This is a genomic window from Jatrophihabitans sp. (assembly GCF_046262535.1).
In the GTDB taxonomy this organism is placed as follows: Bacteria; Actinomycetota; Actinomycetes; order Mycobacteriales; family Jatrophihabitantaceae; genus Jatrophihabitans.
The window spans coordinates 1-24,660 of sequence record NZ_JBHEMO010000126.1; the positions used below are offsets into that span (position 1 = coordinate 1).

At 69.7% G+C, this 24,660-nt stretch carries 21 protein-coding genes and 1 pseudogene; 12 read left to right on the forward strand and 10 right to left on the reverse strand.

Going from position 1 to position 24,660, the window contains the following annotated elements:
• From ABR571_RS16845 to ABR571_RS16855, 3 genes are all read left to right on the forward strand, one after another.
• A partial coding sequence (locus ABR571_RS16845; protein WP_409454366.1) for a cytochrome P450 occupies positions 1-1,121 on the forward strand: 1,121 nt, incomplete at its 5' end.
• A gap of 10 nt (positions 1,122-1,131) precedes the next feature.
• On the forward strand, positions 1,132-2,733 hold the full coding sequence (fadD8, locus tag ABR571_RS16850; RefSeq protein WP_409454367.1) for a fatty-acid--CoA ligase FadD8: 1,602 nt from the start codon (positions 1,132-1,134) through the stop codon (positions 2,731-2,733).
• Between the two features lie 68 nt (positions 2,734-2,801).
• Positions 2,802-4,325 (forward strand): endonuclease/exonuclease/phosphatase family protein, encoded by a 1,524-nt coding sequence (locus ABR571_RS16855; protein WP_409454368.1) that lies wholly within the window; start codon positions 2,802-2,804, stop codon positions 4,323-4,325.
• 87 nt (positions 4,326-4,412) lie between these two features.
• Here ABR571_RS16855 and ABR571_RS16860 read toward each other — a convergent pair whose 3' ends face one another.
• The 4 genes from ABR571_RS16860 to ABR571_RS16875 are packed head-to-tail and all read right to left on the reverse strand — an operon-like array spanning position 4,413 to position 8,058.
• Complete coding sequence (locus ABR571_RS16860) at positions 4,413-4,880, reverse strand: nuclear transport factor 2 family protein (protein ID WP_409454369.1); 468 nt, start codon at positions 4,878-4,880, stop codon at positions 4,413-4,415.
• Positions 4,881-4,889: 9 nt separating this feature from the next.
• Positions 4,890-6,050 (reverse strand): thiolase domain-containing protein, encoded by a 1,161-nt coding sequence (locus ABR571_RS16865; RefSeq protein WP_409454370.1) that lies wholly within the window; start codon positions 6,048-6,050, stop codon positions 4,890-4,892.
• The gene (locus ABR571_RS16870) at positions 6,050-7,102 is read right to left on the reverse strand and encodes a thiolase domain-containing protein (protein WP_409454371.1); all 1,053 of its coding nucleotides are present in this window, start codon (positions 7,100-7,102) and stop codon (positions 6,050-6,052) included. The genes ABR571_RS16865 and ABR571_RS16870 overlap by 1 nt, the downstream gene beginning before the upstream one ends.
• The gene (locus ABR571_RS16875) at positions 7,102-8,058 is read right to left on the reverse strand and encodes a Zn-ribbon domain-containing OB-fold protein (RefSeq protein WP_409454372.1); all 957 of its coding nucleotides are present in this window, start codon (positions 8,056-8,058) and stop codon (positions 7,102-7,104) included. The genes ABR571_RS16870 and ABR571_RS16875 overlap by 1 nt, the downstream gene beginning before the upstream one ends.
• 67 nt (positions 8,059-8,125) lie before the next feature.
• Here ABR571_RS16875 and ABR571_RS16880 point away from each other — a divergent pair, with 67 nt between their 5' ends.
• Together ABR571_RS16880 and ABR571_RS16885 are read left to right on the forward strand one after the other, a co-directional pair.
• A complete protein-coding gene (locus tag ABR571_RS16880) occupies positions 8,126-9,031 on the forward strand; it encodes an AAA family ATPase (protein ID WP_409454373.1) in 906 nt (301 codons plus the stop codon).
• The gene (locus ABR571_RS16885; protein ID WP_409454374.1) at positions 9,028-10,431 is read left to right on the forward strand and encodes a vWA domain-containing protein; all 1,404 of its coding nucleotides are present in this window, start codon (positions 9,028-9,030) and stop codon (positions 10,429-10,431) included. Before ABR571_RS16880 ends, ABR571_RS16885 begins: the two co-directional genes overlap by 4 nt.
• Before the next feature lie 11 nt (positions 10,432-10,442).
• On the opposite strand, the gene ABR571_RS16890 is transcribed toward ABR571_RS16885, so the two are convergent.
• Positions 10,443-11,390, reverse strand: a complete 948-nt coding sequence (locus ABR571_RS16890; RefSeq protein ID WP_409454375.1) for an NADP-dependent oxidoreductase — start codon at positions 11,388-11,390, stop codon at positions 10,443-10,445.
• 113 nt (positions 11,391-11,503) lie between these two features.
• A complete protein-coding gene (locus ABR571_RS16895; RefSeq protein WP_409454376.1) occupies positions 11,504-12,295 on the reverse strand; it encodes a crotonase/enoyl-CoA hydratase family protein in 792 nt (263 codons plus the stop codon).
• A 151-nt stretch (positions 12,296-12,446) separates the two neighbouring features.
• Here ABR571_RS16895 and ABR571_RS16900 point away from each other — a divergent pair, with 151 nt between their 5' ends.
• Genes ABR571_RS16900 through ABR571_RS16910 form a run of 3 tightly spaced genes read left to right on the forward strand, consistent with a single transcriptional unit; the run spans position 12,447 to position 16,395 of the window.
• Positions 12,447-14,093 (forward strand): acyl-CoA synthetase, encoded by a 1,647-nt coding sequence (locus tag ABR571_RS16900; RefSeq protein WP_409454377.1) that lies wholly within the window; start codon positions 12,447-12,449, stop codon positions 14,091-14,093.
• Between the two features lie 5 nt (positions 14,094-14,098).
• Positions 14,099-15,202: an NAD(P)H-dependent flavin oxidoreductase gene (locus tag ABR571_RS16905; RefSeq protein WP_409454378.1), complete on the forward strand. Its 1,104-nt coding sequence runs from the start codon at positions 14,099-14,101 to the stop codon at positions 15,200-15,202.
• A complete protein-coding gene (locus ABR571_RS16910) occupies positions 15,199-16,395 on the forward strand; it encodes an NADH:flavin oxidoreductase (protein WP_409454379.1) in 1,197 nt (398 codons plus the stop codon). The genes ABR571_RS16905 and ABR571_RS16910 overlap by 4 nt, the downstream gene beginning before the upstream one ends.
• Before the next feature lie 6 nt (positions 16,396-16,401).
• Here ABR571_RS16910 and ABR571_RS16915 read toward each other — a convergent pair whose 3' ends face one another.
• Together ABR571_RS16915 and ABR571_RS16920 are read right to left on the reverse strand one after the other, a co-directional pair.
• Positions 16,402-18,042 carry an alkaline phosphatase D family protein gene (locus ABR571_RS16915; protein ID WP_409454380.1) on the reverse strand — a complete coding sequence of 547 codons (1,641 nt, stop codon included), beginning with the start codon at positions 18,040-18,042 and terminating at the stop codon, positions 16,402-16,404.
• 20 nt (positions 18,043-18,062) lie between these two features.
• A complete protein-coding gene (locus ABR571_RS16920) occupies positions 18,063-19,091 on the reverse strand; it encodes a methyltransferase (RefSeq protein WP_409454381.1) in 1,029 nt (342 codons plus the stop codon).
• 110 nt (positions 19,092-19,201) lie between these two features.
• On the opposite strand from ABR571_RS16920, the gene ABR571_RS16925 reads away from it, so the two are divergent.
• Positions 19,202-20,341: a LuxR C-terminal-related transcriptional regulator gene (locus ABR571_RS16925; protein ID WP_409454382.1), complete on the forward strand. Its 1,140-nt coding sequence runs from the start codon at positions 19,202-19,204 to the stop codon at positions 20,339-20,341.
• Here ABR571_RS16925 and ABR571_RS16930 read toward each other — a convergent pair.
• The gene (locus ABR571_RS16930; protein WP_409454383.1) at positions 20,338-21,444 is read right to left on the reverse strand and encodes an acyl-CoA dehydrogenase family protein; all 1,107 of its coding nucleotides are present in this window, start codon (positions 21,442-21,444) and stop codon (positions 20,338-20,340) included. The genes ABR571_RS16925 and ABR571_RS16930 overlap by 4 nt on opposite strands.
• Positions 21,445-21,447: 3 nt before the next feature.
• Positions 21,448-22,620: an acyl-CoA dehydrogenase family protein gene (locus tag ABR571_RS16935; protein ID WP_409454384.1), complete on the reverse strand. Its 1,173-nt coding sequence runs from the start codon at positions 22,618-22,620 to the stop codon at positions 21,448-21,450.
• 243 nt (positions 22,621-22,863) lie between these two features.
• On the opposite strand from ABR571_RS16935, the gene ABR571_RS16940 reads away from it, so the two are divergent.
• The 3 genes and pseudogenes from ABR571_RS16940 to ABR571_RS16950 all read left to right on the forward strand — a co-directional run.
• The gene (locus ABR571_RS16940; protein ID WP_409454385.1) at positions 22,864-23,052 is read left to right on the forward strand and encodes a ferredoxin; all 189 of its coding nucleotides are present in this window, start codon (positions 22,864-22,866) and stop codon (positions 23,050-23,052) included.
• Positions 23,049-23,966: a 3-oxoacyl-ACP reductase gene (locus ABR571_RS16945; protein WP_409454386.1), complete on the forward strand. Its 918-nt coding sequence runs from the start codon at positions 23,049-23,051 to the stop codon at positions 23,964-23,966. Before ABR571_RS16940 ends, ABR571_RS16945 begins: the two co-directional genes overlap by 4 nt.
• 32 nt (positions 23,967-23,998) lie before the next feature.
• Positions 23,999-24,660, forward strand: a pseudogene (locus ABR571_RS16950) (hypothetical protein); the annotation flags it as partial.

The window sequence follows — 24,660 nt, forward strand, 5'->3', positions numbered from 1 at the left end:
CCCAGCCCCGGCACCGTGACGGTTTCGACGACGACGGCCACTGGGTCCTGACCCGGCACGCCGACGTCAAGGAGGTGTCGCGCCAGGACAAGATCTTCTCGTCGTGGGAGAACGGCGCGATCATCCGGTTCAACGAGAACATGGAACGCGAGAACATCGAGATGCAGCGCGTGATCATGTTGAACATGGACGCGCCGCAGCACACCCGGATGCGCTCGATCATCTCCCGAGGGTTCACCCCGCGCGCGGTCAACAACCTCAAAGACGCCCTGGCCGAGCGGGCCCGCAACATCGTCGCCGAGGCAAGCGTGAAAGAGACAGGCGATTTCGTCCGCGACGTCGCCTGCGAGCTGCCGCTGCAGGCGATCGCCGAGTTGCTCGGCGTCCCCCAGGAGGACCGGCTCAAGATCTTCGACTGGTCCAACCGGATGATTTCCTCCGAGGACGACGCCGAGGACGCGCAGGTCGCATCGTTCGAGACGCTGAGCTACTTCATGGAGATGGCCGAGGCGCGCAAGGAGACCCCGGCCGACGACATCGTGACGAAACTGGTGACCGCCGACATCGACGGGCAGGAGCTCTCGTCCGACGAGTTCGGGTTCTTCACCATCCTGCTGTCGGTGGCGGGCAACGAGACGACTCGCAATGCCATCAGCCACGGGATGATCGCGTTCATGGAGAACCCCGACCAGTGGGAGATCTATAAGGCCGAGCGCCCGGAGACGACCGCGGACGAGATCGTCCGCTGGTCGACGCCGGTCGTGTCGTTCCAGCGCACGGCGCTGGAGGACACCGAGATCGGCGGCCAGAAGATCAAGGCCGGCGACCGGGTCGGCATGTACTACGCGGCGGCCAACTTCGACCCCGAGGTGTTCGACGACCCGTACACGTTCAACATCCTGCGTGACCCGAACCCGCACGTCGGCTTCGGCGGCACCGGCGCCCACTACTGCATCGGGGCGAACCTGGCCCGGGTGGAGATGAACCTGATCTTCAACGCGATCGCCGACACCATCCCGGACATCTCGATGATCGGCGACCCGAAGCGGCTGAAGTCGGGCTGGCTGAACGGGATCATGGAGCTGCCGGTCGCCTACGGCAAGTGCCCGGTCGCGCACTAACGCGATGTCGGTGACAGGGGAAACGCTGCGACTGCCCACCCACAACGGCGACCTCATGATCGCGGCACTCAGGCAGCACCGGAACCGGCCGATCGTGCACCTCGGCGAGGTCTCGCTGACCGGCGCCGAGACGGCGGCGCGGATCAGCCAGTACATCCAGGCCTTCGAGTCTCTCGGCGCCGGGTCCGGCACGCACGCGGCGCTGCTCGCGCTGAACCGTCCGGAGGTGCTGTTCATCCTCGGCGCCGGCCAGACCCAGGGCTACCGCCGAACGTCGTTGCACCCGCTCGGCTCGGCCGACGACCACGCCTACGTCATCAACGACGCCGGTATCACCGCGCTGATCATCGACCCCTACTTCGTCGACCGCGCTTTGCAACTGTTGGAGAAGTGCCCCGGCCTGACGCAGGTGCTCACCATCGGGCCGGTCCCCGAGGCGCTGTCCGCAGTCGGGGTCGACCTCGTCGCGAAGGCGGCCGAGTTCGAGCCGCAGCGGCTGACCGCCAAGAAGTTGCCTCCCGACCACATCACGTCGATCACTTACACCGGCGGGACCACCGGCAAGCCGAAGGGTGTCGTCGGGTTGTCGTCCTCGTTCAGCACGATGACCCAGATCCAGCTGGCCGAGTGGGAATGGCCGGCCAACCCGCGATTCCTCATGTGCACACCGCTGTCGCACGCCGGTGCCGCCTTCTTCGTGCCAGTCGTCATCAAGGGCGGCACCCTGCACGTCCTGCCGCGATTCGATCCGGCCGAGGTGCTACGCACCATCGAGGAGCAGCGCATCACGGCCACGATGCTCGTTCCCACGATGCTCTACGCGCTGATGGACCATCCCGACTCGCACACCCGTGACCTGTCCTCGCTCGAGACGGTCTATTACGGCGCGTCAGCCATCAATCCGGCGCGCCTGGCCGACGCCATCGAGCGCTTCGGCCCCATCTTCGCGCAGTACTACGGCCAGTCCGAGGCGCCGATGGTGATCACCTATCTCGGCAAGCAGGATCACGTCACGGGCGACGAGCGCCGGCTCACCTCGTGCGGCCGCCCGTCGGCGTTCATCCGGGCCGCACTGCTGGGCGAGGACGGCCGGCCCGTCCCCGCCGGTGAGCCGGGGGAGATCTGCGTCAGTGGTCCCCTGCTGTGCGGCGGGTACTGGAAGCTGCCGGAGGAAACGGCCGCCACCTTCCGCGACGGCTGGCTGCACACCGGCGACGTGGCCCGCGAGGACGAGGACGGTTTCTGGTACATCGTCGATCGCACGAAGGACATGATCGTCACCGGCGGGTTCAACGTCTTCCCGCGCGAGGTCGAGGACATCGTCGCCGAACACCCGATGGTCGCGCAGGTCGGGGTGATCGGCGTCCCGCACGAAAAGTTCGGTGAGGCGGTCACCGCCGTGGTGGTGCTCCGCCCGGACGCCGCACGGGACGAGGCCTCCATCGCGCGGATGACGGCGGAGATCCAGCAGGCGGTGAAGGACCGGAAGGGGTCGGTCCAGGCCCCGAAGGATGTGCTCGTCCGTGACGAGCTGCCGTTGACGCCACTCGGCAAGCCCGACAAGAAGGCGTTGCGCACCCAGTTCTGGACGGGCGAGCGTGCCGTCGGCTGACCGTACTTCATATTAATCTTACATCGTGGCATACTGGGCGGACTGTTCGCCTAACCCTTGAGGGCCCGATGACTCGACGCTCGCTCCTGCGCGTGGCGCTGGTCGCCACCTCCGCCCTGCTTGCCTCTCTGCTGACGCCGATGGCGGCGCAGGCGTCGGCCTGGCCGTCGCAGCCGACCGGGGTCGTCCTGCGGTCGACCACCTCGTCCTCGTTCACCGTCGCGCTGACCCGAGGAACGAACGTCGCGAGCTACGTCCTGTGGGCTTCGACGGCGAAGAGCGACCTGTACTACACCAACCTGATCGCCAACAAGCGGCCGTCCACTCTGCACTACGGCACGTCGACGTCGCCGCTGATCACCGTCGGTGGCCTCGCCTACACGACGCGCGCGTACTACTACCGGGTCGAGGCGCGCAACGGAGGGAACCGCTCCTTCAGCGCCTCCATCTACAGCACCGGCCTGCGTCCGGCGATGCCGACGGGTTTGCGGCTGACCGCTGGCCCGGGTGGTACCTACCTGACCTGGACGAGCAGTTCGGTGACCGGCTACACCGTGCAGCAGGCGACGAACTCGGCGATGACGGCGGGACTGACCAGCTACTCGATCAGCGGCAACAACCACCAGTTCACGCCGTACGGGCTCACCGTCAATTCCCGGTACTTCTTCCGGATCCGCGCGGTGAACCACAACAGCGTCTCGTCCTACACCGCGGTCGTCGACGGAGTGACGCTGACGCGCGAGCAGGGCGTTCGGGTCATGACCTACAACGTTCTCGAACTCACCCAGGACGGCGCCAAGCTGGTCGGCGGGACGGTTGCGCCCTGGTCACAGCGTCGCCTAGCGGCGGCGTCGCTGGTCCATGGCGTCCAGCCGGATGTGATCGGCGTCCAGGAGGCCTGGCCCTGGGTCGGGTCGACGCCCGGCGTTCGGCAGGTGGACTCGCTGTGCTCGGCGCTCAACGCGCTCGGTGACCACTACGTCGTCGCGCGGACCGAGATCCCGTACCCGGAGCCAGGCTGGGGTCGGTACGGCGACTACATCGTCTACAACTCCCTGCGATTCCGCGCGGTCGGCGCGGTCGGCCGCTGGACGACCTCGGCGTCGACGGTCGCGGTGTACCAGGAGCTGCAGAGCGTTGCGACCGGGGCCGTGTTCCTCTTCGTCACGACGCACCTCACGCAGGGGGGTGGATCGCTCGGCGACACCGCTCGCGCGGACGAGACCAAGTCGATGCTTGCTGCGGCCGGCGCGCAAGCGGCCACGGACGGCGTGCCCGTTGTGTACAGCGGTGACTTCAACAGCAACCCGACGCAATCGGCCGTCGACGGCCCCGGCGCGGCGATGCAGGCCGCGCGCATCGCCGACGCCCGGCTGCGCGCGCAGTACCGGGTGAACGAGAAGTACGACAGCTACAACAACTACTCGCGCACGCCGTACCCGTACTCACTGTTCCTCGACTACATCTTCGCCCCGCCGGGCGTCTCGGCGTCGTCGTGGGGCGAAGCGCTGAACCTGTCCGGCGGCCTGATGGCCGGAACGATCCCGTCCGACCACAACCCGGTCTATGCCTGGGTGCGTTTCGCGTACTGAACCCGCCTTCCCGCCCCGTGTCATTGATTTCCAGCCGGAAAATCGACCACACGGGGTGGGAAGCCGTGGGTGGCGGCGCAGCCTGGATCAGTCCGGCGCCTCGACCGTCTTCATCATCCGGTCGAGCTCCCAGAACGCGCGCAGCGAGCGGATCTTGCCTTCGTCGTTCACCGTGTAGTGGAAGACGCCCTCGCAGCGAGCGCGGTAGCCGTTCGACAGCGTGGTGTGGATGACGCCGACGTTCACACATTCGTTGGCGCAGGCGAAGGAGTCGTTGATCTCGAACACGAAGCGGGAGACGGTGGCGATCGTCAGGTCGTAGAAGCGGGCGCGCCCGTCCGCCCCGTGATGTCCCTTGCCCTCTTCGTCGAACATCGACGGGCCGACCGGGTCCTCGATCCAGCCGTCCTCGGCGAAGTTGGCCAGCCAGGCTTCCTTGTCCTTGGCGATGACCGCGGCGTAGGAACGGAAGGCGGCGTCGCGGGCGGGGTGGGCCGCTCGGCTCGGCGCGTTCCAGCGCACGATCGAAGGTTCGGTGACGGCAGACTCGGCCATTCGGACTCCTTATTCCGGGCGCTGCGCGCCGACGACCCACATCGAAAAGAACTGTGACCCGCCGCCGTAGGCGTGCCCGAGCGCCCTGCGCGCGCCGTCGACCTGGTGCTCGCCGGCACGCCCCATCACCTGCATGGCCGCCTCGGCGAACCGGATCATGCCCGAGGCGCCGATCGGATTGGAGCTGAGCACCCCGCCCGAGCAGTTGATCGGCAGCTTGCCGCCGATCTCCGTCTCGCCGGCCTCCGTCAGCTTCCAGCCGTCGCCCTCGGGCATGAACCCGAGATTCTCCAGCCACATCGGCTCGAACCACGAGAACGGGACATAGATCTCGGCCGCGTCGATCTCCTCGAGCGGGTTGGTGATGCCGGCCTGCTTCCACAGCGCCGCTGCGGCGTCTCGGCCGGCCTGCGGGTTGACCTGGTCGCGGCCGGCGTAGGTCGTCGGCTCGGTGCGCATGGCCGTCGCGTGGATCCAGGCGGGCCGGTCGACCGCCGCGGCGGCCTTCTCGTTGCCGATGACGATCGCGCAGGCCCCGTCGGAGGATGGGCAGGTCTCGTCGTAGCGGATCGGGTCCCAGAGCATCTGCGACGCCTCCACCTTCTCCGCCGTCATGTCGGCCTGCTGCAGGTGGGCGTAGGGGTTCTTGGCCCCGTTGCGACGATCCTTGGCCGCCACGATGGACCCGACGTGCATCGGCGCGCCGGAGCGACGGAGGTAGCTGCGCACGTGCGGTGCGAAGTAGCCGCCCGCGCCGGCGCCCACCGGCATGTTGAACGGGACCGGGATCGACAGCGCCCACATCGCATTCGACTCGGACTGCTTCTCCCACGCGACCGCGAGCACCCGTTCGTGCACGCCCGCCTGCACGAGGCTCGCCGCCACGACGCCGGTCGACCCGCCCACCGAACCGGCGGTGTGCACCCGGAGCAGAGGCTTGCCCACAGCGCCGATCGCATCGGCCAGCGACAGCTCGGGCACCATGACGCCCTCGAAGAAGTCCGGCGCCTTGCCGACGACGACCGCGTCGATGTCGTCCCACCCGACCTGGGCGTCGGCCAAGGCCCGGTCGATCGCCTCGCGCAGCAGACCGGCCATCGAGACGTCCTGCCGCTTGGCGCGGTAGTGCGTCTGGCCGGTGCCGAGGACCGCGGCCCGTTCCTTGGACATCAGCGTCCTTCCATGACACAGACGAGGTTGTGCTGCAGCGCGGGGCCGCCGGTCGCGTGCGCGAGGACGCGCCCGGCCGATCCGTCGCCGATCCGCGCCGCCGCCTCGCCGATGCGCACGAGACCGCCCGCGAACATCGGATTACCGGCGAGCGCACCGCCGGACGGCGTGATGCGGACGTCGTCGCCCAGGTCGAGCTCGCGGCACAGGATCAGCTCCTGATGGGTGAAGGGCGTATAGAGCTCGGCGACCTCGACGCCGTCGATGCCCGCGCGCCGGGCGGCGATGGCGGTCGACGCCGACGTCGTGAGGTCGCGAGTGCCGAGGTGGGCCGAGTCGACGGCGTGCGCGATGCCGGTGATCCAGGCCGGACGCTCGACGAGTTCGCGCGCGCGCTCCTCGGCGGCGAGCACGATGACGGCGGCGCCATCGGTGATCGGCGCGCAGTCGTGGCGGCGCAACGGCTGCGCGAAATACGGTTCGGCGAGCAGCGCGTCGACGTCCTTGGAGCCGGCGAGCTGGGCGAAGGGGTTCGTCTCGGCGTCGCGACGACTGCGTACCGCCACCTCGGCCATGGCCTGCTCGCTCCACAGGCCGCGGTCGATCCCGAGCCGGGCCTGCAGGCCGGCCACGGCGACCGCGTCGGGCCACAGCGGCGCCAGCATGTACGGATCGAGCTGCAGCGCGAGCGTGCGCCGCAGATCGCCGGCCGAGGACTTGCCGAAGCCGTACACGAGCGCGGTGTCGACCTCGCCCGTCTGGATCTTGACCCAGGCCTCGTACAGCGCCCAGGCGGCGTCGAGCTCGACGTGTGACTCGTTGATGGGTGGTACCGGACCGGTCGCGTCAACCGCCGAGACGAACGAGAACGCCCGGCCGGCCAGGTAGTCCGACGATCCGGAGCACCAGAACCCGATGTCGTGCTTGGTCATGCCCAGGCCGCTGAACACGTCGGTGATCAGTGGCACCAGCATCTCGACGCCGTTGGTCGTCGCCGTGGTGTTCCTGACCTGCGGCGACTGGGTGAAGCCGACGACCGCCACGTCCCGCATCAGAGATGCTCCTTGAATGAGTCGTACGACGCGTCGGGTTCACCGCTCGGCCGGAAGTGGGTGATGTTCTGCAAGCCGAACTCCCATTCCTCGCGCGGCTTCCAGACCGCTTCGACGCGCAGACCCATCCGCACGTCTTCGGCCGGGCAGTCGAGGATCAGGTGGAGGAACGCGATGTCGGCGCCGTCGAGCAGCACGTATGCCGCGACGTAGGGGGGTTTGATCTTCTGGCCGAGGAAGGGGACGTTGACGATGCAGAAGGTCGTGACCGTTCCGCGGTCGGGCAGCTCGACCTCTTCCTCGGTCGGGACACCGTCGACCGGGCAGGCACCTCGCGGCGGTATGTACACCTTGCCGCACTGCGGACAGCGCTGGCCGAGCAGCTTGCCCTCCTTGAGCCCCTTCAAGTACCGGGTCTCCTGGATCGAGGCCGAGTGCTGCACCCGCAGGCCGACCGGGGTCGTCACCATCGTGACGTCGTCGCCAGCGGGCAGCGCATCCGTGGGCGCCGCGTCCGTCTCCTGCTCGAAGCAGACGATGTCGCGGATGTGGCCGACCGGTTGCGCCGCCCACCGCGCCTGCACCCGCATGCCGGTGTGCACGGCATCGGGGGAGGGCACGTCCAACGCGTGGAGCAGGCCGGTGTCGGCTCCGTCCAACTTGACGAGCGCCCAGGCGAAGGGCCGATCGAGCGGCTGTCCGGGCAGCGGTTCGGCGGCCCAGCTCCACGTCAGCACCTCGCCGCGGTCGCTCACGTCGACGAAGTCGGTCAACGCCTGGTGGGTCTTCGGGTCGTACTCGAGCGGCGGAACGATCACCGTGCCGTCGGCCGTCCGCACCCCGCGCACCTGCCGCCGGGCCAGCCCGGTCAGGAAGCCGCCCAGGGTCGGCCCGAGGGACCGGGTGTAGTCGAATTGCAGCTCGATCGGCGCGCTCAGCGGCTCGACAGCGGTCATAGGCGAAGTGAAACACGTTCTAGTTATTCCCTGCAACCTCCCGTCCACGACGGGGCTTCCCGATCCAATGGTTGGCGGTCTCTGGCATCGTGAAGTCGTGTTCACCTCGCCGGACCAGACTGCGACCGCATTGGCCGAAGTCCGCTACCTGGCCGACTCGGCCACCGCGACGACGGTCTACCTTGCTGCCGCTCTGCAGAAACCCCTGCTGGTCGAGGGGCCGGCCGGCGTCGGCAAGACCCAGCTCGCGAAGGCGGTCGCCGAGGCGACGGGAGCCGAGCTGATCCGGCTGCAGTGCTACGAGGGACTCGACGAGGCGCGCGCGCTGTACGAGTGGAACTATAAAAAGCAGCTGCTGCGCATCCAGGCCAGCGCCGCCGATGCCGATGGCGCGGCTTGGGAGCAGACGCACGACGACATCTTCACCGACGATTTCCTGCTGACCCGTCCGCTGCTGACCGCGATCCGCCGGGCCGGGCCGACCGTCCTGCTCATCGACGAGGCCGACAAGACCGACGTCGAGGTCGAGGCGCTGCTGCTCGAGGTGCTCTCCGACTTCCAGGTGACGATCCCCGAGCTCGGCACGGTGACGGCCGTGCGCAAGCCCTTCGTCGTGATCACCTCGAACGCGACCCGCGAGCTGTCCGAGGCGCTCAAGCGCCGCTGCCTGTACCTGCACCTCGACTATCCGAGCGCCGAACGCGAGCGGGACATCGTCCTGTCCCAGGTGCCCGACATCGAGCCGGCCCTGGCCGAAGAGCTGGCTCGGACCGCCGCCACGCTGCGCACGCTCGAGCTCAAGAAGGCGCCGTCGGTCGCTGAGACCATCGACTGGGCCCGCACGCTGCTCGCCCTCGGCATCGACTCGCTCGACGAGGAGGCCATCGCCGGGACGCTCGGCGTCGTGCTCAAGCACCACTCCGACCACGGGCGCGCGGCCAAGGAGCTCGGGCTGCCCGCTGTCGGGCGATGAGCCTGCTCGATCGCCACGTCGGCTTCGTCACGGCGCTCCGGGCGGCCGGACTCACGGTCTCGGTGGCGGAGGGCATCGACGCCGTCGAGTCGATGCGCGCGGTCGACCTGCTCGAGCGGGAGCAGCTGCGAGCGGCGCTGGCGGCGACACTCGTCAAGCGCCAGCAGCACCGGCCGGCCTTCGACACCGTCTTCGACGTCTTCTATCCGCCGGTGACCGGCGAGTCCGCCGTCGCGCCGAGCGGGACGATCCCGCCGCCGCGCGATCCCGATGCGGCGCCGCGTGGCCCGCTGGAGGACCCGGTGCGAGACCGGATCCGCGCCGACCTGGCCGACTTCCTGCGTGACGGCGACGAGCGGCTGCTGGAGGCGGTCGCTCGCGAGGCCGTCGCGGCCTTCGGCGTCGTCGCCGGTCGCACCCCGGGGCAGTCGTCCTGGTCGCGGATGGCGGTCCTCGAGCGGGTGTCGGCGCAGACCCTCATGGCCGGGCTCCTCGAGCAGGTCCTCGCCGGCCAGGATCGCGGCGGGCTCGCCGAGCGGCGCGCGCGCACGGTGATCAACGACCGCATCGCCCGGTTCGAGAACCGGGTGACGGTGGACGTCAGCCGGCGGCTGGCCGAGCTGGGCGACGCCGAGTCGGTGGCGCGGACCGCGGCCCGTCCGCCCATCGAGCGGGTGAACTTCCTGGGCGCCACCCGCGCCGACCTCGTCGCGCTGCGCCGCGAGATCCAGCCGATGGCCCGCCGGCTGGCGACCCTCCTGGCCATCGACCAGCGCCGTGGCCGGCGCGGGCAGCTCGACTTCCGGCGCACGATCCGCGCGTCCCTGTCGTCGGGCGGCGTCCCGTTGACGACGCACCACCGCCCGCGGCGTCCGCTGAAGACCGATCTCGTCGTGTTGTGCGACCTGAGCGAGTCGGTGACGTCCTTCGCCCACTTCACCCTGCTGCTCGTCTACGCCCTGCGCGAGCAGTTCACCAAGGTCCGCGCGTTCGGGTTCGTCGACGAGCTGGACGAGATCAGCCGGTTCTTCACACCGGGCGGTGACGTCCTTGACGCGGTGACCCGGCTGGCCAATGAGGCGGATGTGACGTGGCTGCTCGGCCGCACCGACTACGGCCGTGCGCTCGAACTTTTCGCGTCGCGCTTCCCGGACGCGATCGGTTCCCGGACGTCCTTGCTGATTTTGGGCGATGCCCGTTCCAACTACGGCGACCTGGCGCTGCCCACGCTGGCCGGACTCGCCGGCCGGGCCAAACACAGCTACTGGCTCAACCCCGAGCGCCACGGGATCTGGGACACCGGCGACTCGCGCGCCACCGAGTACGGGGCGATCGTGCCGATGGTCGAGTGTCGCAACCTGGCCCAGCTCGGCGAGTTCGTGCGCAGCCTGGCCGAATAGCGCCGAGCACGTCAGGGCAGCAGGACGATCTTGCCGGTGGTGTGGCCGCTCTTGATGTCGCGGTGGGCCGCGGCCGCCTCGCCCAGCGGATAGGTCCGCGCCACGAACACGCGGAGTTCGCCGGCGGCTGTGGCACTGGTCAGTTGCGTTCGCGCCGCGGCCCGGATGTCGTCGCCCGGGTCCGCGCCCGGACCTCCACCGAGCAGCTGGATGCCGAGGCCGGGCGCCCGGCCGAACGCGGCGATCGTCGCGATGCGCCGCCGGTCGGGGACCAGCTCGACCGACGCGTCCACCGCCTCGTCCGTCCCGACCAGGTCGATGGCCGCGGTGACGCCGGCCGGCGCAGCGGCCCGCACCCGATCGGCCAGCCCTGGGCCGTAGGCCACCGGAACGGCGCCGAGTTCGCGCAACAGCTCGTGCTTGGCCGGGGACGCGGTGGCGATGACGGTCGCCCCGCGGGCCACCGCGAGTTGCACCGCGAACAGCCCGACGCCGCCGGACCCCCCGTGGACGAGCACGGTGTCCTCCGATCCGACCTTGACCGCCTCGAGCGTGTGCACTGCCGTCGCGCCCGTGAGCAGCAGCCCTCCGGCCTGCTCCCACGGCAGGGTGGCCGGCTTGGGGACGACGCTGGCGCCAGGCACGATCAGGTCGGTGGCGTAGGCGCCGGACGCCCTATAGGCGATCACCTCGTCGCCGACGGACACGGGGCCGGCCGCACCGGTGGCGCCGGGCCCGACCGCGGTCACGACGCCGGCGGCCTCGGCGCCCAAGCGCATCGGCAGCGCGGACGGGTCGGTGCCGAACGCTCCGCTGTAGGCCTTGACGTCGATCGGGTTGACACCGGCGGCGCGGACGGCGATGCGCACCTGCCCGGGTCCGGGATCGCCGACCGGTTCGTCGACCACGGCCAGGACCTCAGGACCGCCGTACCCGGTGGCCACCACGACATTGCTCATGGAGCACCCAACCCGCCGTGGAACCGCGCGATTCCCGTCCGTCTCCCCGCTTTGCACCTTTCAGCGCTGTAAACCGGCCCGCTCAGCAGCGCTGAAAGGTGCAAAGCGCGGGGTCAGCGGCCCTTGAACTGGGGCTTGCGCTTCTCGGCGAACGCCCGCGGGCCTTCCTTGGCGTCCTCGCTCTGGAAGACCGCCATGCCGAGCTTCGCGTCGAGGCGGAAGGCATCGTTCTCGTGCATGCCTTCGGTCTCGCGGATCGTGCGGAGAATGGCCTGGACGGCCAGCGGTCCGTTGGCCGCGATCAGGTCGGCGATCTCGAGCGCCTTGTTCAGCGCCTCACCGTCGGGCACGACATGGCCGATCAGCCCGATCTCCTTGGCCTCAGGGGCCTTGATGTGCCGCCCGGTCAGCAGCAGATCGGCCGCGATCGTGTACGGGAGCTGCCGGACCAGGCGGACGGCGGACCCGCCGAGCGGGAACAGTCCCCATTTGGGCTCGCTGACGCCGAACCGCGCGCTCTCGCCGGCCACCCGGATGTCGGTGGCCTGCAGGATCTCCGTGCCGCCGGCGATCGCCGGACCCTCGACCGCCGCGATAAGCGGCTTGGTCAGGCGCCGACCCTTGAGCAGCGAGTCGATGACCGAGAGGTCCATCGAGCGGGCCGAGTCACCCGGATGCGAGGAGGTCATCGCCTTCAGGTCGGCTCCGGCGCAGAAGGCCCCGCCGGCGCCGGTGAGGATGCACGCCCGGATCTCCGGATCCTCGTCGACGCGGGTCCAGGCGGCGCTCATGCCCGCGAGCATCGGGCCGGACAAAGCGTTCTTCGCCTCGGGCCGGTTCATCGTCACGATGAGTACGGACCCACGCTGTGCGACGAGGCAGTGCTGATCGTCAGGTGTCGTCATGGGAAACCGTCCTTCACACACAGCGACCCGGGGTTGCCACGAACGATAACACGTTCTAGTTTTGCCAGTGAGCATCGCAGCGAGCGCAGCGAGCAAGGAGCGAAGCGAGCAAGCGATGAGCGCTCGCGCGAAGAGCCGGAGGCACAGCCGTATGAGCTACAACATCGCCGATCTGTTCGAGCACGCGGTCGACTATTTCCCCGATCGTCTCGCTGTGGCGTGCGGCGACGACGAGGTGACGTACGCCGAGCTGGAGGAGCGGGCCAACCGGCTCGCGCACCACCTGGCCGACCACGGTGTCGGCGCCGGCTCGCACGTCGGCATGTGCACCCGCAACCGGCTCGAGGCCATCGTGACCATGCTCGCGGTCTACAAGCTGCGCGCCGCGCTCATCAACGTCAACTACCGCTACACCGCCAACGAGATCCGCTACGTCCTGGAGAACGCCGACGTGGTCGCCCTGGTCCACGAGCGGTTGTATTCCGACCGCGTGGCCGAGGCCCTGCCCGGCGCGCCGTCCGTCCAGCACACCGTGGTCATCGACGACGAGAGCGAGCTGTCGTTCGGCGGGACGTCCTATGACCAAGCGCTGGCAGCCGGGCGGCCCGAGCGCGATTTCGAGGCCCGCAGCGGCGACGACCACTACCTGCTCTACACCGGCGGCACCACCGGCATGCCCAAGGGCGTGATCTGGCGCCATGAGGACGTGTGGCGCACGCTCGGCGGCGGCATCAACTTCATGACCGGCGAGCCGCTCGAGAGCGAGTTCGCGCAGGCGGAGATGGGCAAGGTCACGGGCGGCATGGTCCGGCTGTGCCTGGCGCCGCTGATCCATGGCAACGCGCAGTGGGCCGCGCTTATGGCCCTGTTCGGCGGCGACACCGTCGTCCTGCTCACGCAGTTCGACCCGGTCGAGGTGTGGAAGGCGATCGAGCGGCGCAAGGTCAACGTCGTCGTGCTCATCGGCGACGCCATGGCCCGGCCGATGATCGAGGCGTTCCACCAGGGCACCTACGACGTCTCGTCGGTCTACGCGATCTCCAGCAGCGCCGCGCTGTTCTCGCAGAGCGTGAAGAACGAATACCTGAAGGCCTTGCCGAACGCGGTGATCACCGACGCGATCGGCTCGTCGGAGACCGGGTTCATGGGCATCGGCCTCATCACGAAGGACACCGAGCAGGGCATCGGCGGCCCTCGGGTCAGCGCGGGCAAGGACACGATCGTCATCGACGAGTACGGCAAGCCGATCCCGCCCGGGTCCGAAGACATCGGCCGCCTCGCCCGCGGCGGTCACATCCCGCTCGGTTACTACAAGGACGAAGAGAAGACCGCGCGCCTGTTCGTCGAGGTCGACGGGAAGCGCTACACCGTGCCCGGCGACTTCGCCCGCCACGAGGCCGACGGCACGATCACGCTGCTCGGCCGCGGCAACACCTGCGTGAACACCGGTGGCGAGAAGGTCTTCCCCGAGGAGGTCGAGGCCGCGCTCATGTCGCACCCGGACGTGTTCGACGTGCTCGTCGTCGGCGTCCCCGATGACCGGCTGGGCCAGCGAGTGGCCGCCGTCATTGAGCCGCGGCCGGGTACCGCGCCCACTTTCGAAGATTTGACGGCGCACGTCCGGGACGAGATCGCGGGCTACAAGGTGCCGCGCAGCATCTGGCTCGTCGACAAGATCCAGCGCCTGGCCACCGGCAAGGCCGACTACCGGTGGGCGGCGGAGTTCGCCGCCGGGCACGGGGACAACGAGCTCGTCGGCTCGGCCGCGGCCGGGACCGCCGCCGCGGAAGGCGAGTGATCCGGATGCGCACCCCGATCAGCGACCAGCTCGGCATCGACTACCCGATCTTCGCGTTCACCCCCTCCGAGCATGTCGCGGCGGCCGTGAGCCGGGCCGGTGGACTGGGTGTGCTGGGCTGCGTCCGCTTCAACGACGCCGAGGAACTCGAGGCCGTCCTGACCTGGATGGACGAGAACTGCGAGGGCAAGCCGTACGGCGTGGACATCGTCATGCCGGCCAAGATCCCGGACGAGGGGTCGGCGGTCGACCTCGGCAAGTACATCCCCGAGGGCCACCGCAGGTTCGTCGACGACACCCTGCGCAAGCTCGGCGTGCCGCCGCTGCCGTCCGACGGCGACCCGGCACGTGACGGTGTGCTCGGGTGGCTGCACTCGGTCGCGCGCACGCACGTGGACGTGGCGCTCAAGCACCCGATCAAACTGATCGCCAACGCCCTGGGCTCGCCGCCGAAGGACGTCATCGACCTCGCGCACGAGCACGGCGTACCGGTGGCCGCCCTGGCCGGCAAGGCGAAGCACGCCCGCTCGCACGTCGACAACGGCGTCGACATCGTGATCGCGCAGGGCACCGAGGCCGGCGGGCACACCGGCGAGATCGCCACGATGGTGCTCGTGCCCGAGATCGTCGACGCCGTCGGTGACGACGCCACCGTCTTGGCCGCCGGCGGCATCGGTTCCGGCCGGCAGATCGCCGCCGCCCTGGCGCTCGAGGCCGGCGGTGTCTGGATGGGTTCCTATTGGCTGACGACCTCGGAGTACCAGCTCGGCACCGGTGACGCCATGCAGCGGGCGCTCGTCGCCGCGGGTTCGGACCAGACGGTGCGCGCCCGGGTGTACAGCGGCAAGCCGGCCCGTCTGCTGAAGACGAAATGGACCGAGGCGTGGGCCGAAGACGGCGCGCCCGAGCCGCTGCCCATGCCATTGCAGAACCTTCTCGTCAGCGAGGCGCACCAGCGCATTGCCGCCGCCGACGATCCCGAGGTCGTCGCCATGCCGGTCGGCCAGATCGTGGGGCGCATGAACGCGGTACGCCCGGTCGATGAGTTGATCACCGAACTGTTGACCGAGTACGACGAGACCCTGCAGCGCCTCGACAAGACCAGGTGAGCACGCCGGGCCGGCCATTGCCCGGTAGAGGGGCCCCGGATCCACTGGCACCGGCCACCCTCGGGCCGCTTCGCCTGCGCAACCGCGTGATCAAGGCGGCCACCTTCGAAGGCATGACCCGCAAGGGTTTGGTCAGTGACGAGCTGATCGCGTTCCACCGCCGCGTGGCCGCCGGAGGCGTAGGAATGACGACGGTCGCCTACTGCGCGGTCGCGCCGGAAGGCCGCACCGACCGGCACCAGATCCACTGGCAGGACGAGGCATTACCGGGCCTGCGCCGGCTCACCGATGCCGTGCACGCCGAAGGCGCCGCGATCTCGGCCCAGATCGGGCACGCGGGCCCGGTCGCCGACGGGCGCAGCAATCGCATGCCCGGCCTGTCGCCGAGCCGGCTGTTCTCGCCGCTGAGCCTGCAGTTCACACGGGCGGCAACCGTCGCCGATCTCGCGCGCATCGTGGACGCCCATGCCGATGCGGCGCGCACGGCGATCGACGTCGGCTTCGACGCCGTCGAGATCCACCTCGGCCACAACTATCTCGCGTCCTCCTTCCTCAGCCCGAAGTTGAATCGCCGGCGCGACGAGTACGGCGGCAGCCTCGAGAACCGGGCCCGCTTCCCCCGGGCGATCGCTCAGGCGGTTCGGGACGCGGTGGGGGACCGGATCGCGGTCCTCGCCAAGCTGAACCTCGACGACGGCGTGCGCCGCGGTCTTCAGCTCGATGAGTCGATCCAAGTCGCGCAGTGGCTCGACCAGGACGGCTCCCTCGACGCGCTGGAGATGACGGCCGGCAGCTCGCTGCTCAACCCCATGTACCTGTTCAAGGGACCGGCGCCGTTGAAGGAGTTCGCCGCGGCGATGCGCGAGCCCGTCCGGACCGGCGTACGGCTCCTCGGCCGGACGCGGCTGCACAGCTACCCCTACCAGGACGGTTACCTGCTCGAGGACGCCAAACGGGTCCGGGCGGCGGTCGGCCTGCCGATGGTGCTGCTGGGCGGCGTCACGAACTTGGCGGTGATGAACGACGCGATGCGGGCCGGCTTCCAATTCGTCGCCATGGGCCGTGCGCTGCTGCGCGAACCCGACCTCGTCAACCGGCTGGCAGCCGATCCGACGGCGACGTCGCTGTGCATCCACTGCAACCGCTGCATGCCGACGATCTACAGCGGGACGCGTTGCGTCGAAATCGCCTGACGAGGGTCAGCCGGCCAAGGTCAGCCGGGACACCTCGATCAGCTCCTCCGGTGCACCTCCGGGCGCCGAGCGCCGCAGCACCGTCTCGGCGTGGCGGCCTTCGATCACCAACGTCGCGACCTCGTTGCCGAAGAACGGCCCGGCCAGCCGCCGCCACGAGACGGTCGCGGGTGGCACCTTGGCCGCGATGCGGAGCAACGCGCGCACCAACCGCTCGGCGACCCGGCTCCAGGCCACCCGGAAGGTGACCTTCATGGCGGCCGGCACGAAGTTGTGCAGTGGCGAGCACGTCAGCTGGTAGATCGGCGAGTGGACGTCGGGGGCCGACTCCAGTTCGGCGACGTAGGCGTGGTGGACGTCGCCCGACAGCACGCAGATCGTCGCCGGCGAGCGGCCGTCGTGGGCGTGCTCGCCGCGCCCCACGGAAGTAAGAAGATTGCCCAGCCGCTCGAACGACCGTCGGAACGCCGCCCAGTGCTCGAGGTCGGCGGCGCGACGGACCTTCTCGGCCCAGCTCGCCATGCGCGGCCCGCGCCGCCCGTCGGCCAGCGACTCGTTCCAGGACTCGAGGTCGTGCAGCGCGCGCGGCAGCAGCCAGGGCAGGGATGTGCCGACCAGCAGGTGGTCGTAGGAGCCGTCCACCTGCTTCTCGATCCAGGCGAACTCCTCCTCGCTGACCATGCTCCGTTCGCCGTCGGCCAGGATCCGCCCGCAGCGCGAGTCGATCATCAGCAGCCGGGTACGGCCGAAGTCACGGCGGTAGGACCAGCGCGCGCCTTTGGCCCCGTCGGCCTCGCGGTCGGCCGCCGCGGCGAACTCGCGCAGCAGCGGCTCGGCATCCCGACCGTGCGTCCGTACCCGCTGGTAGAGGTCATCGGCCTTCAGCTCGTCCGGCGGCAGGTTGCCGACGTGTTGGTACACCCAGTAGGAGGACAGGCCGCCGATGATCCTTTCCTGCCACCAGGTTGTCCGCTTCATGTCCTCACGCCAGGAGTGCGAGGTGTTCCAGTCGTCGCGGACGTCGTGGTCGTCGAAGATCATCGCTGTCGGGACGTTCGAGAGCAGCCAGCGCACGTCGGGGTCGGTCCACGACTCGAGGTAGAGCCACGTGTACTCCTCGAAGTCGGCCACCTGGTCCTTGGCGCCTGAGGTGATGTCGCGCTTGGCCCGGATGCGCCGCTGCGTCGCGGCCGAGGTCTCGTCGGCGTACACCTGATCGCCGAGCATCAGGAAGGCGTCCGGCCACTGGCTCACCTCGGAGCGGATCATGTCGCGGGCGAAGCAGGCGAGGGAATCGGGCGTAAAGTGCCGGTCGGTGAGCGTCGCCGCCGAGCGAACGTAGCGGCAGGAGCCGAACGCGAGGCGCAGCGGACCGCCGCCGCCCTGCGTGCGGATGAGCGAAGGCGGTCGGTCGGACTGCAACGGCGGCCAGGCGATCTCACCGTCGAGGTGCACCTCGTAGGGAATGGAGCTGCCCGGCTCCAGACCCTCGACCTGGACGAGGGCATAGTGGTGGCCGGCCACCGTCCACGTGTGCTCGTGCGATCCCAGCACCGCGACGTCGCACGGTTCGTCGGTCTCGACCCACACGGTCGCATCGGTCGTTCCGACATGGCGCAGCAGCGGGCCGATCAGCAGGCGAGTCACCCGGCGGGTATACCCACCGCTCACCGCAATTCGGCCACCACCACGCTCTGCGGACCAGCCAGGGCAGCGTGGGTCACGAAGGTCCATCCCGTCTCGCCGAGCCAGGTGCGGATCTCATCGACGCTATAGACGTCTCCGTGCGCGAGGTGCACCGCGAACTCGCCCGCCATCAGAGCCGCATGAACCGGCTCGGTGTGGGTCGCATCGGTCCAGAAGTCGGCCAGCAGGAGCAGGACGCCGCGCTCAGCAGCATCGCGGAGACGGGTCAGCAACGTCCGATTCCCATCCGGCGACAGGTAATGCACGAGGTTGGCGACGAGGAAGGTGTCGTAGCCGCCGGGCAACGGGTCGGCCATGGCGTCGCCGGGCAGCACCTGAATCCGTCCGTCCAACCCCGCGGCCGCCGCCCGGCTGCGCGCTATGTCGGCCACGACCGGCAGGTCGAGCACGGTGGCTCGCAGCTGAGGGTACTTCCGCAGCAGCGCGACGGTCCACGAGCCCGTCCCGCCGCCGACGTCCAACAGGGCGCGCCGGGCGCTCAGGTCGACCGCATGCGGCAGGGCGTTCGCCGGGCCGGCCAGCACCGCCTCGATCCCGCTGGACGCAATCTCCTGAAGCTCGTCGTCGAGTTCGAAGATCTCGGTGGGCGGTCCGCCGGCCAGTGACGCCGCGAGGGTCGTCCACGCCGGATAGCTGATCCGGTCCCAGAAGCGGAGGAACGGGCGCAGATCCGCCGGCGTCCGCCCGGTGAGGAACTGCGCGGCGGCCGCACCGTTGCGGTAGCTGTCCCCAGTACGTTCCAGCAATCCCAGCGCCACCATCGCGTCAGCACTGATGCGAGCTGCACGGGGAGTCAGACCGGTGCGCGCGGCGAGCCCCTCTTTCGTCGCGGGCGAATCGGCCAGCGCCTCGAACAGCCCCAGCTCACTCGCGGCGAACAGGTGCTTGGCCGCCATGAATCCGGAGGCGATGCGCATGATCGGTTCGGGGGTTGCGCCTTCCGCCGACAGGGGAGAGCCGGCCGGCGCGTCGGCGGAAATCGTGGTCATGGGTGCTCCCCACTCGTGGATGTGCCCTCAAGCGTGGGGGCGAACCGATCCGCGGGCCATCCCAGGATCGTGGGAGCGCGCACCGGCGCTCCGCGGCCTACCCTGCGGACGTGGGAGCGGAAGTGCAGAGGCGGGCGCACGACAGGATCGTGCGGCTGGCCGGCGACCGGCTCGATCTTGTCGCGCTCAGTAGCCGGCTCAGTGCCGTCATAGCCGAGGTCATCCCGTTCACCCGCACGTGTTGGCACACGGTCGACCCGGGCACGGTGTTGTTCACCGGCAGCGTGAACAACCAGATCTCGTGCTCAGGCTCCTGGTTGGCCGAGCACGAGTACGTGATCGACGACGTGGACCGATGGTGGTTCCTCGCCCGGAGCTCGCGGCACGTCGGCGCCACCAGCATCTCGACGCACGGCGAGCTGAACCGAAGTGCCCGGCATCGCTCCCGGGAAGGGATGGGGACCGGGGACGAGCTCCGAGTGTCCCTCGTGCAGGACGGCACCTATTGGGGCGCGGCCGGGTTCCTCCGCGAGGAAGGGCAGCCATGGTTCACCGAGCAGGACGTGCGGGTGCTGAGCACGTTGGCGACCGGGATCGCGGAGGCACTTCGGCGGTCCATGCTCGCGTCGACGAGCGACGACGTGATGGTGGGGCGGGCCGCCGGCCCCGGGGTGGTGATCTTCGACGAGCACGGCGAGGCCGAATCGATCTCACCCGCCGCCGAGGCCTGGATCTCGGAGATGGTCGAGGTACCGCCACCGGCGCAACCGGCGCAGTCGAAGGTCGTGCAAGCGGTTGCGGCCCGCGCGCGGACACTGCAACCCGGCCAGGATCCGCTCGGTTTGGAGGCGCGTTCGAGGGTCCGGACGAGATCCGGCCGGTGGGTCCTCCTGTACGGCACCCGCCTTTCCGGCGGAGGTAGCGGCCGGACCGCGGTGGTTCTGCAGCCGGCCCCCGCCGGGGTCGTCGCGCCGCTGGTCGCCCTCGCCTATGGGCTCTCGGCGCGGGAACGCGATGTGACGCAGCTGTGCATGCAGGGTCGTCCCACGCGCGAGATGGCACGTTTGCTCGGCGTGTCGCCGTACACCGTCCAGGACCACCTGAAGTCGATCTTCGCGAAGACCGGCGTGCGGACGCGGGGGGAACTGGTCGGCCAGATCTTCCTCGAGCACTACGTGCCCAGGTGGGAAGTCGACGAGGGCGCGCCGTCGGGCTGGCTCGCAGTGACGGACGGAACGAATCGGCCCTAGGCAGGTGTCGCCGCGAGCTCCGCCCCGATCCGGCGCAGCTGGGCCGTGGCGTGCCCCAGGGTGAACTCGGTGCGCTTGGCCGCGGTGAAGTAGCGGTGCACCTCGCCGTCGAGGTCGATGCCGGTGCCGCCGTGCACGTGCACGGCCGTGTGCGCGACCCGATGCCCGGCGTCGGCGGCCCAGAACTTCGCGGTCGCGACCTCGGTCGGGCACGACAACCCCTCGGCGATTCGCCACGCGGCCTCCCACATCGTCAGCCGCGCCGCCTCCACGTCGATGTAGGCATCGGCGAGGCGTTGGGCGACGGCCTGGAAGCTGCCGATGCGCCGACCGAACTGTTCGCGCTCACGGGCGTAGGCGGCGGTCAGCTCGAGCGCCCGGTCCAGGACACCCGCCTGGTAGGCCGCCAGTCCGACGGTGGTGCGGGCGACCAGCCAGTGCAGGACGTCGCCCCCGGCAACCAGCCGATCGGCCGAGAGCGCGACCCGGTCCAGGTCCAGGGAGCTCTCCTGGTCCCCGTCGACGATCTGCTGGCCGGTGAGGCTCACGCCGTCGTCGGTCGGCAAGACCACGAACAGCGCGGAGCCGTCGACGGCGTCGGCGGAGACCAGGAACGCATCGGCCACCCCGCCGAAGGGGACGAGGGCCTTGCTACCGGTCAGCCGGAAATTCTCGCCGTCCGCCTCGGCCCGGGTCAGCGGGGCCTCGAGCGAGTCGGGGAACTCCTCGGCCAGTGCCGTCACCAGAAGGAGCTCGCCCCGGGCGGCCGGAGCCGCCCACTGCGCCCGCTGCCCGTCGCTGCCGAAATGGGCGATGGCCGCGGCGGCGGTCACCACCGAAAGGTAGGGAACCGGGGCGACGAACCGGCCCAGTTCCACCTGCACGGCGCACTGCTCGATGAAGTCGAAGCCGCCCCCGCCGACGGACTCGGGCAAACCGGCGCCGACGACGCCGGCCGCGGCGAGGTCGCGCCACAGCGCCCGGTCGAGGCGAACCGGCTGGGCATCGACGGCTTTGCGCCGCTCCGCGGAGAGCTGGCCGGCGCAGATCTGTCGCACCAGTGCCCCGAGCGCCTGCTGATCCTGCGACAGCGAGAAATCCATGGCCTACCGTCCGCTCGCCGGCAGGCGCAACCCGACGCCCGCGATGATGTCGCGCTGAACTTCGTTGGTGCCGCCGCCGAAGGTGAGGATGAGTGACGAGCGGTGCATCCGCTCGACCCGCCCCTGCAACTGTGCGGCGGGGGAGCCGGGCCGCACTATCGCGTCCGTGCCCAACACCTCCATCAGCAACCGGTAGGCCTCCGTCGCGAACTCGGTGCCGAAGACCTTGGTGGCCGAGGCGTCGGCCGGACCGACGCTGTCGGCCGATGCCACCTGCCAGTTCTTCAACCGCAGGAACTGCACCTTCGCGTGGACCCGGGCGAGATGGATCTGCACCCACTCCTGGTCGATCACCCGCCGGCCGTCGGCCAGCTTGGTGTTCTGCGCCCACTCCCGAACCTCGTGCAGCGCCGTCAGAATCGGAGCGGCCGACGTGAGCGCGACGCGCTCGTGGTTCAGCTGGTTGGTGATCAGCGACCAGCCGCGGTTCACCTCGCCGACGACGGACGACGCCGGCACCCGGACGTCGGAGTAATACGTCGCGCTGGTCGTGACGCCGGCCATCGTCCGGACCGGCGTCCACGAGAAACCGTCAACATCGGTCGGCACGATCAGCATCGAGAGGCCCTTGTGCTTGGGCGCGTCGGCGTCGGTGCGGCAGGCCAGCCAGACGTAGTCGGCGTACTGGATCAGGCTCGTCCACATCTTCTGGCCGTTGATGATGTACTCGTCGCCGTCGAGCACCGCGCGGGTGCGCAGGGACGCGAGGTCGGTGCCGGCGCCCGGTTCGCTGTAGCCAATCGCGAAATGCAACTCGCCCGCGGCGATCCGCGGAAGGAAGAAGGCCCGCTGGTCCGCCGTGCCGAACCGCATGATGGTCGGCCCGACCGTGTTGATGGTGAGGAAGGGGACGGGGGCGCCGGCCACCGCGGCCTCGTCGGTGAAGATCAGCTGGTCGAGCGCCGAGCCGCCGCGGCCGCCGTACTCCTCCGGCCAGCCAAGGGTCAGCCAGCCGTCGGCGCCCATCTGACGGACGGTCTCCTTGTAGGTGTCGCCGTCGCCGTACTCGCCGTCGCCCTGCAGCGCGGCACGCCGCTCCGGGGTCATGAGCGCGGCAAAATAGCGGCGCAGCTCGCCGCGCAATTTGTCGTGTTCGGCGGAGTAACTGATGTGCATCCCGTACCCCCAGAGTGCAACGTGTTCTAGTGACCCTAGCGCGGGCCTATCAGTCAGTCGATAGCCGGGAGCACGAGGAATTCCTCGTTGTTACGTACGAACTGTTGTCCGTTCTTAGAACGCGTTCTAGTATGAGCGGGGCCACAGTCGGGAGTGCACGAGTGGCCGCGGCTTCGGAACCCGGAGCACATCCAGTCGTTTGCTCCGGTAGACGTCGCGCCGCGGCACGGACACGGAGGATTGATGGAACTCAAGGTCGACCGGGATCTGTGCGAGGCGAACGCCGTGTGCTGCGGTCTCGCGCCGGACGTCTTCGAGCTCGATGACGAGGAGCTGCTCGTCATTTCCCAGCCCTTCCCGCCCGGGCGCCTCGAGCGCGTGCAGAAGGCCGTCGAGCGCTGTCCCAAGAATGCTCTGGAGCTCCTGTCGTGACCGACTCATCGGCCCGCCCGGCCGACGTCGACCTTGCCGGAAAGGTCGCGATCGTGACGGGGGCGGCCGCCGGCCTCGGCCGGGCTGAGGCGCTCGCGCTGGCTCGGGCCGGTGCCGACGTCGTGGTCAACGACCTCGAAGCCGGCAGCGTCGTGGACGAGATCGAGGCTCTCGGCGCCAAAGCGCTGTTCGTCGCAGGCGACGTCGCCGAGCGCGAGACGGCCGACGCCATGGTGGCCGCGGCAACCGAGCATTTCGGCGCCTTGCACATCGTGGTCAACAATGCCGGATTCACCCGTGACCGCATGTTGTTCAACATGACCGACGAGGAATGGGACGCCGTCATCCGCGTCCACCTCCGCGGTCACTTCCTGCTGTCGCGCAACGCCGCGGCGTACTGGCGCGCGCAGTACAAGGCGACCGACGCGCCCGTCTACGCCCGCCTCATCAACACCTCCTCGGAGGCCGGCCTGACCGGGTCGGAGGGGCAGCCGAACTACAGTGCCGCGAAATCGGGCATCGCCGCGTTCACCGTGTCGACGGCTCGGGCGCTCGCCAAGGTTGGTGTCCGGGCTAATGCGATTTGCCCGCGAGCCCGAACCGCCATGACAGCGGGCGTATTCGGCGACCAGGCGCCGGAGGGCGGGCTCGACCCGCTGTCGGTCGAGCACGTCGCCCCGCTCGTGGCCTATCTCGCGTCGCCGGCCGCGGAGCGGATTTCCGGGCAGGTCTTCGTTGCCTACGGTGGCATGATCGCGCTGATGGCTCCGCCCACCGTCGAACGCCGCTTCGATCGCGATGAGACCAACCAGCCGTGGACGCTCGCCGACCTGGACGTCGCGGTCGGTGGCTATTTCGCCGTCCGGGACCCGAGCCGGACGTTCGCGTGCACCGACGTGCTGTCGCTCTCGTGATGGCGACCGCGCTGACAAGGAGGACCGACCCGATGGCTCGGAACCGACGCTGGAAGGTCGTGGGAGCGATCGCCTCCTGCGCGGTACTTGTCGCCTGCGGCTCCCAGGTACCCCCCAAGGAGTTCGTCGGCGCCGAAGGTGGGGTCGGCGGCGGGGGCGGTAACGGCGCGGTCGGGTCCCAGGGCCCCGGCGCCGTGGCCGGAGCCGGCAACGGGACGGGTCTCGCGGCCGGCCCCACGAAGGGTGGCACGGGCGGTGGCGGCACGAGCGGCCGTGGTGGCGGGACCGGCGGCGGTGGCGGCGGCGGGAAGAGCGGCGGCGGCGGCACCAGCGGCGGCGGCGGGGGCGGCGCGGGCAACCCGATCGCGGGCGTGCGGGCGGGCAGCTGCGCCGGCTTCAAGAACGGCCCGGGGATCACCAGCTCCACGATCACCATCGCGAACTCGGCCGACCTCAGCGGTCCGGTTCCGCAATTGTTCAAGTCGGCGCAGACCGCAGTCACCGCGTTCGCCGCGTATTTCAACTCCACCTCCAGCATCTGCGGCCGCAAACTGAAGGTCGAGGGCCTCGACAGCGCGACGTCCGAGAGCGGCGACCAGCAGGCCAGCTCCAGTGCGTGCGGCAGCGCCTTCGCGATGGTGGGCTCGATGGGCGCGTTCGACGCAGGCGGTGCTGACACGGTCCAGCGCTGCGG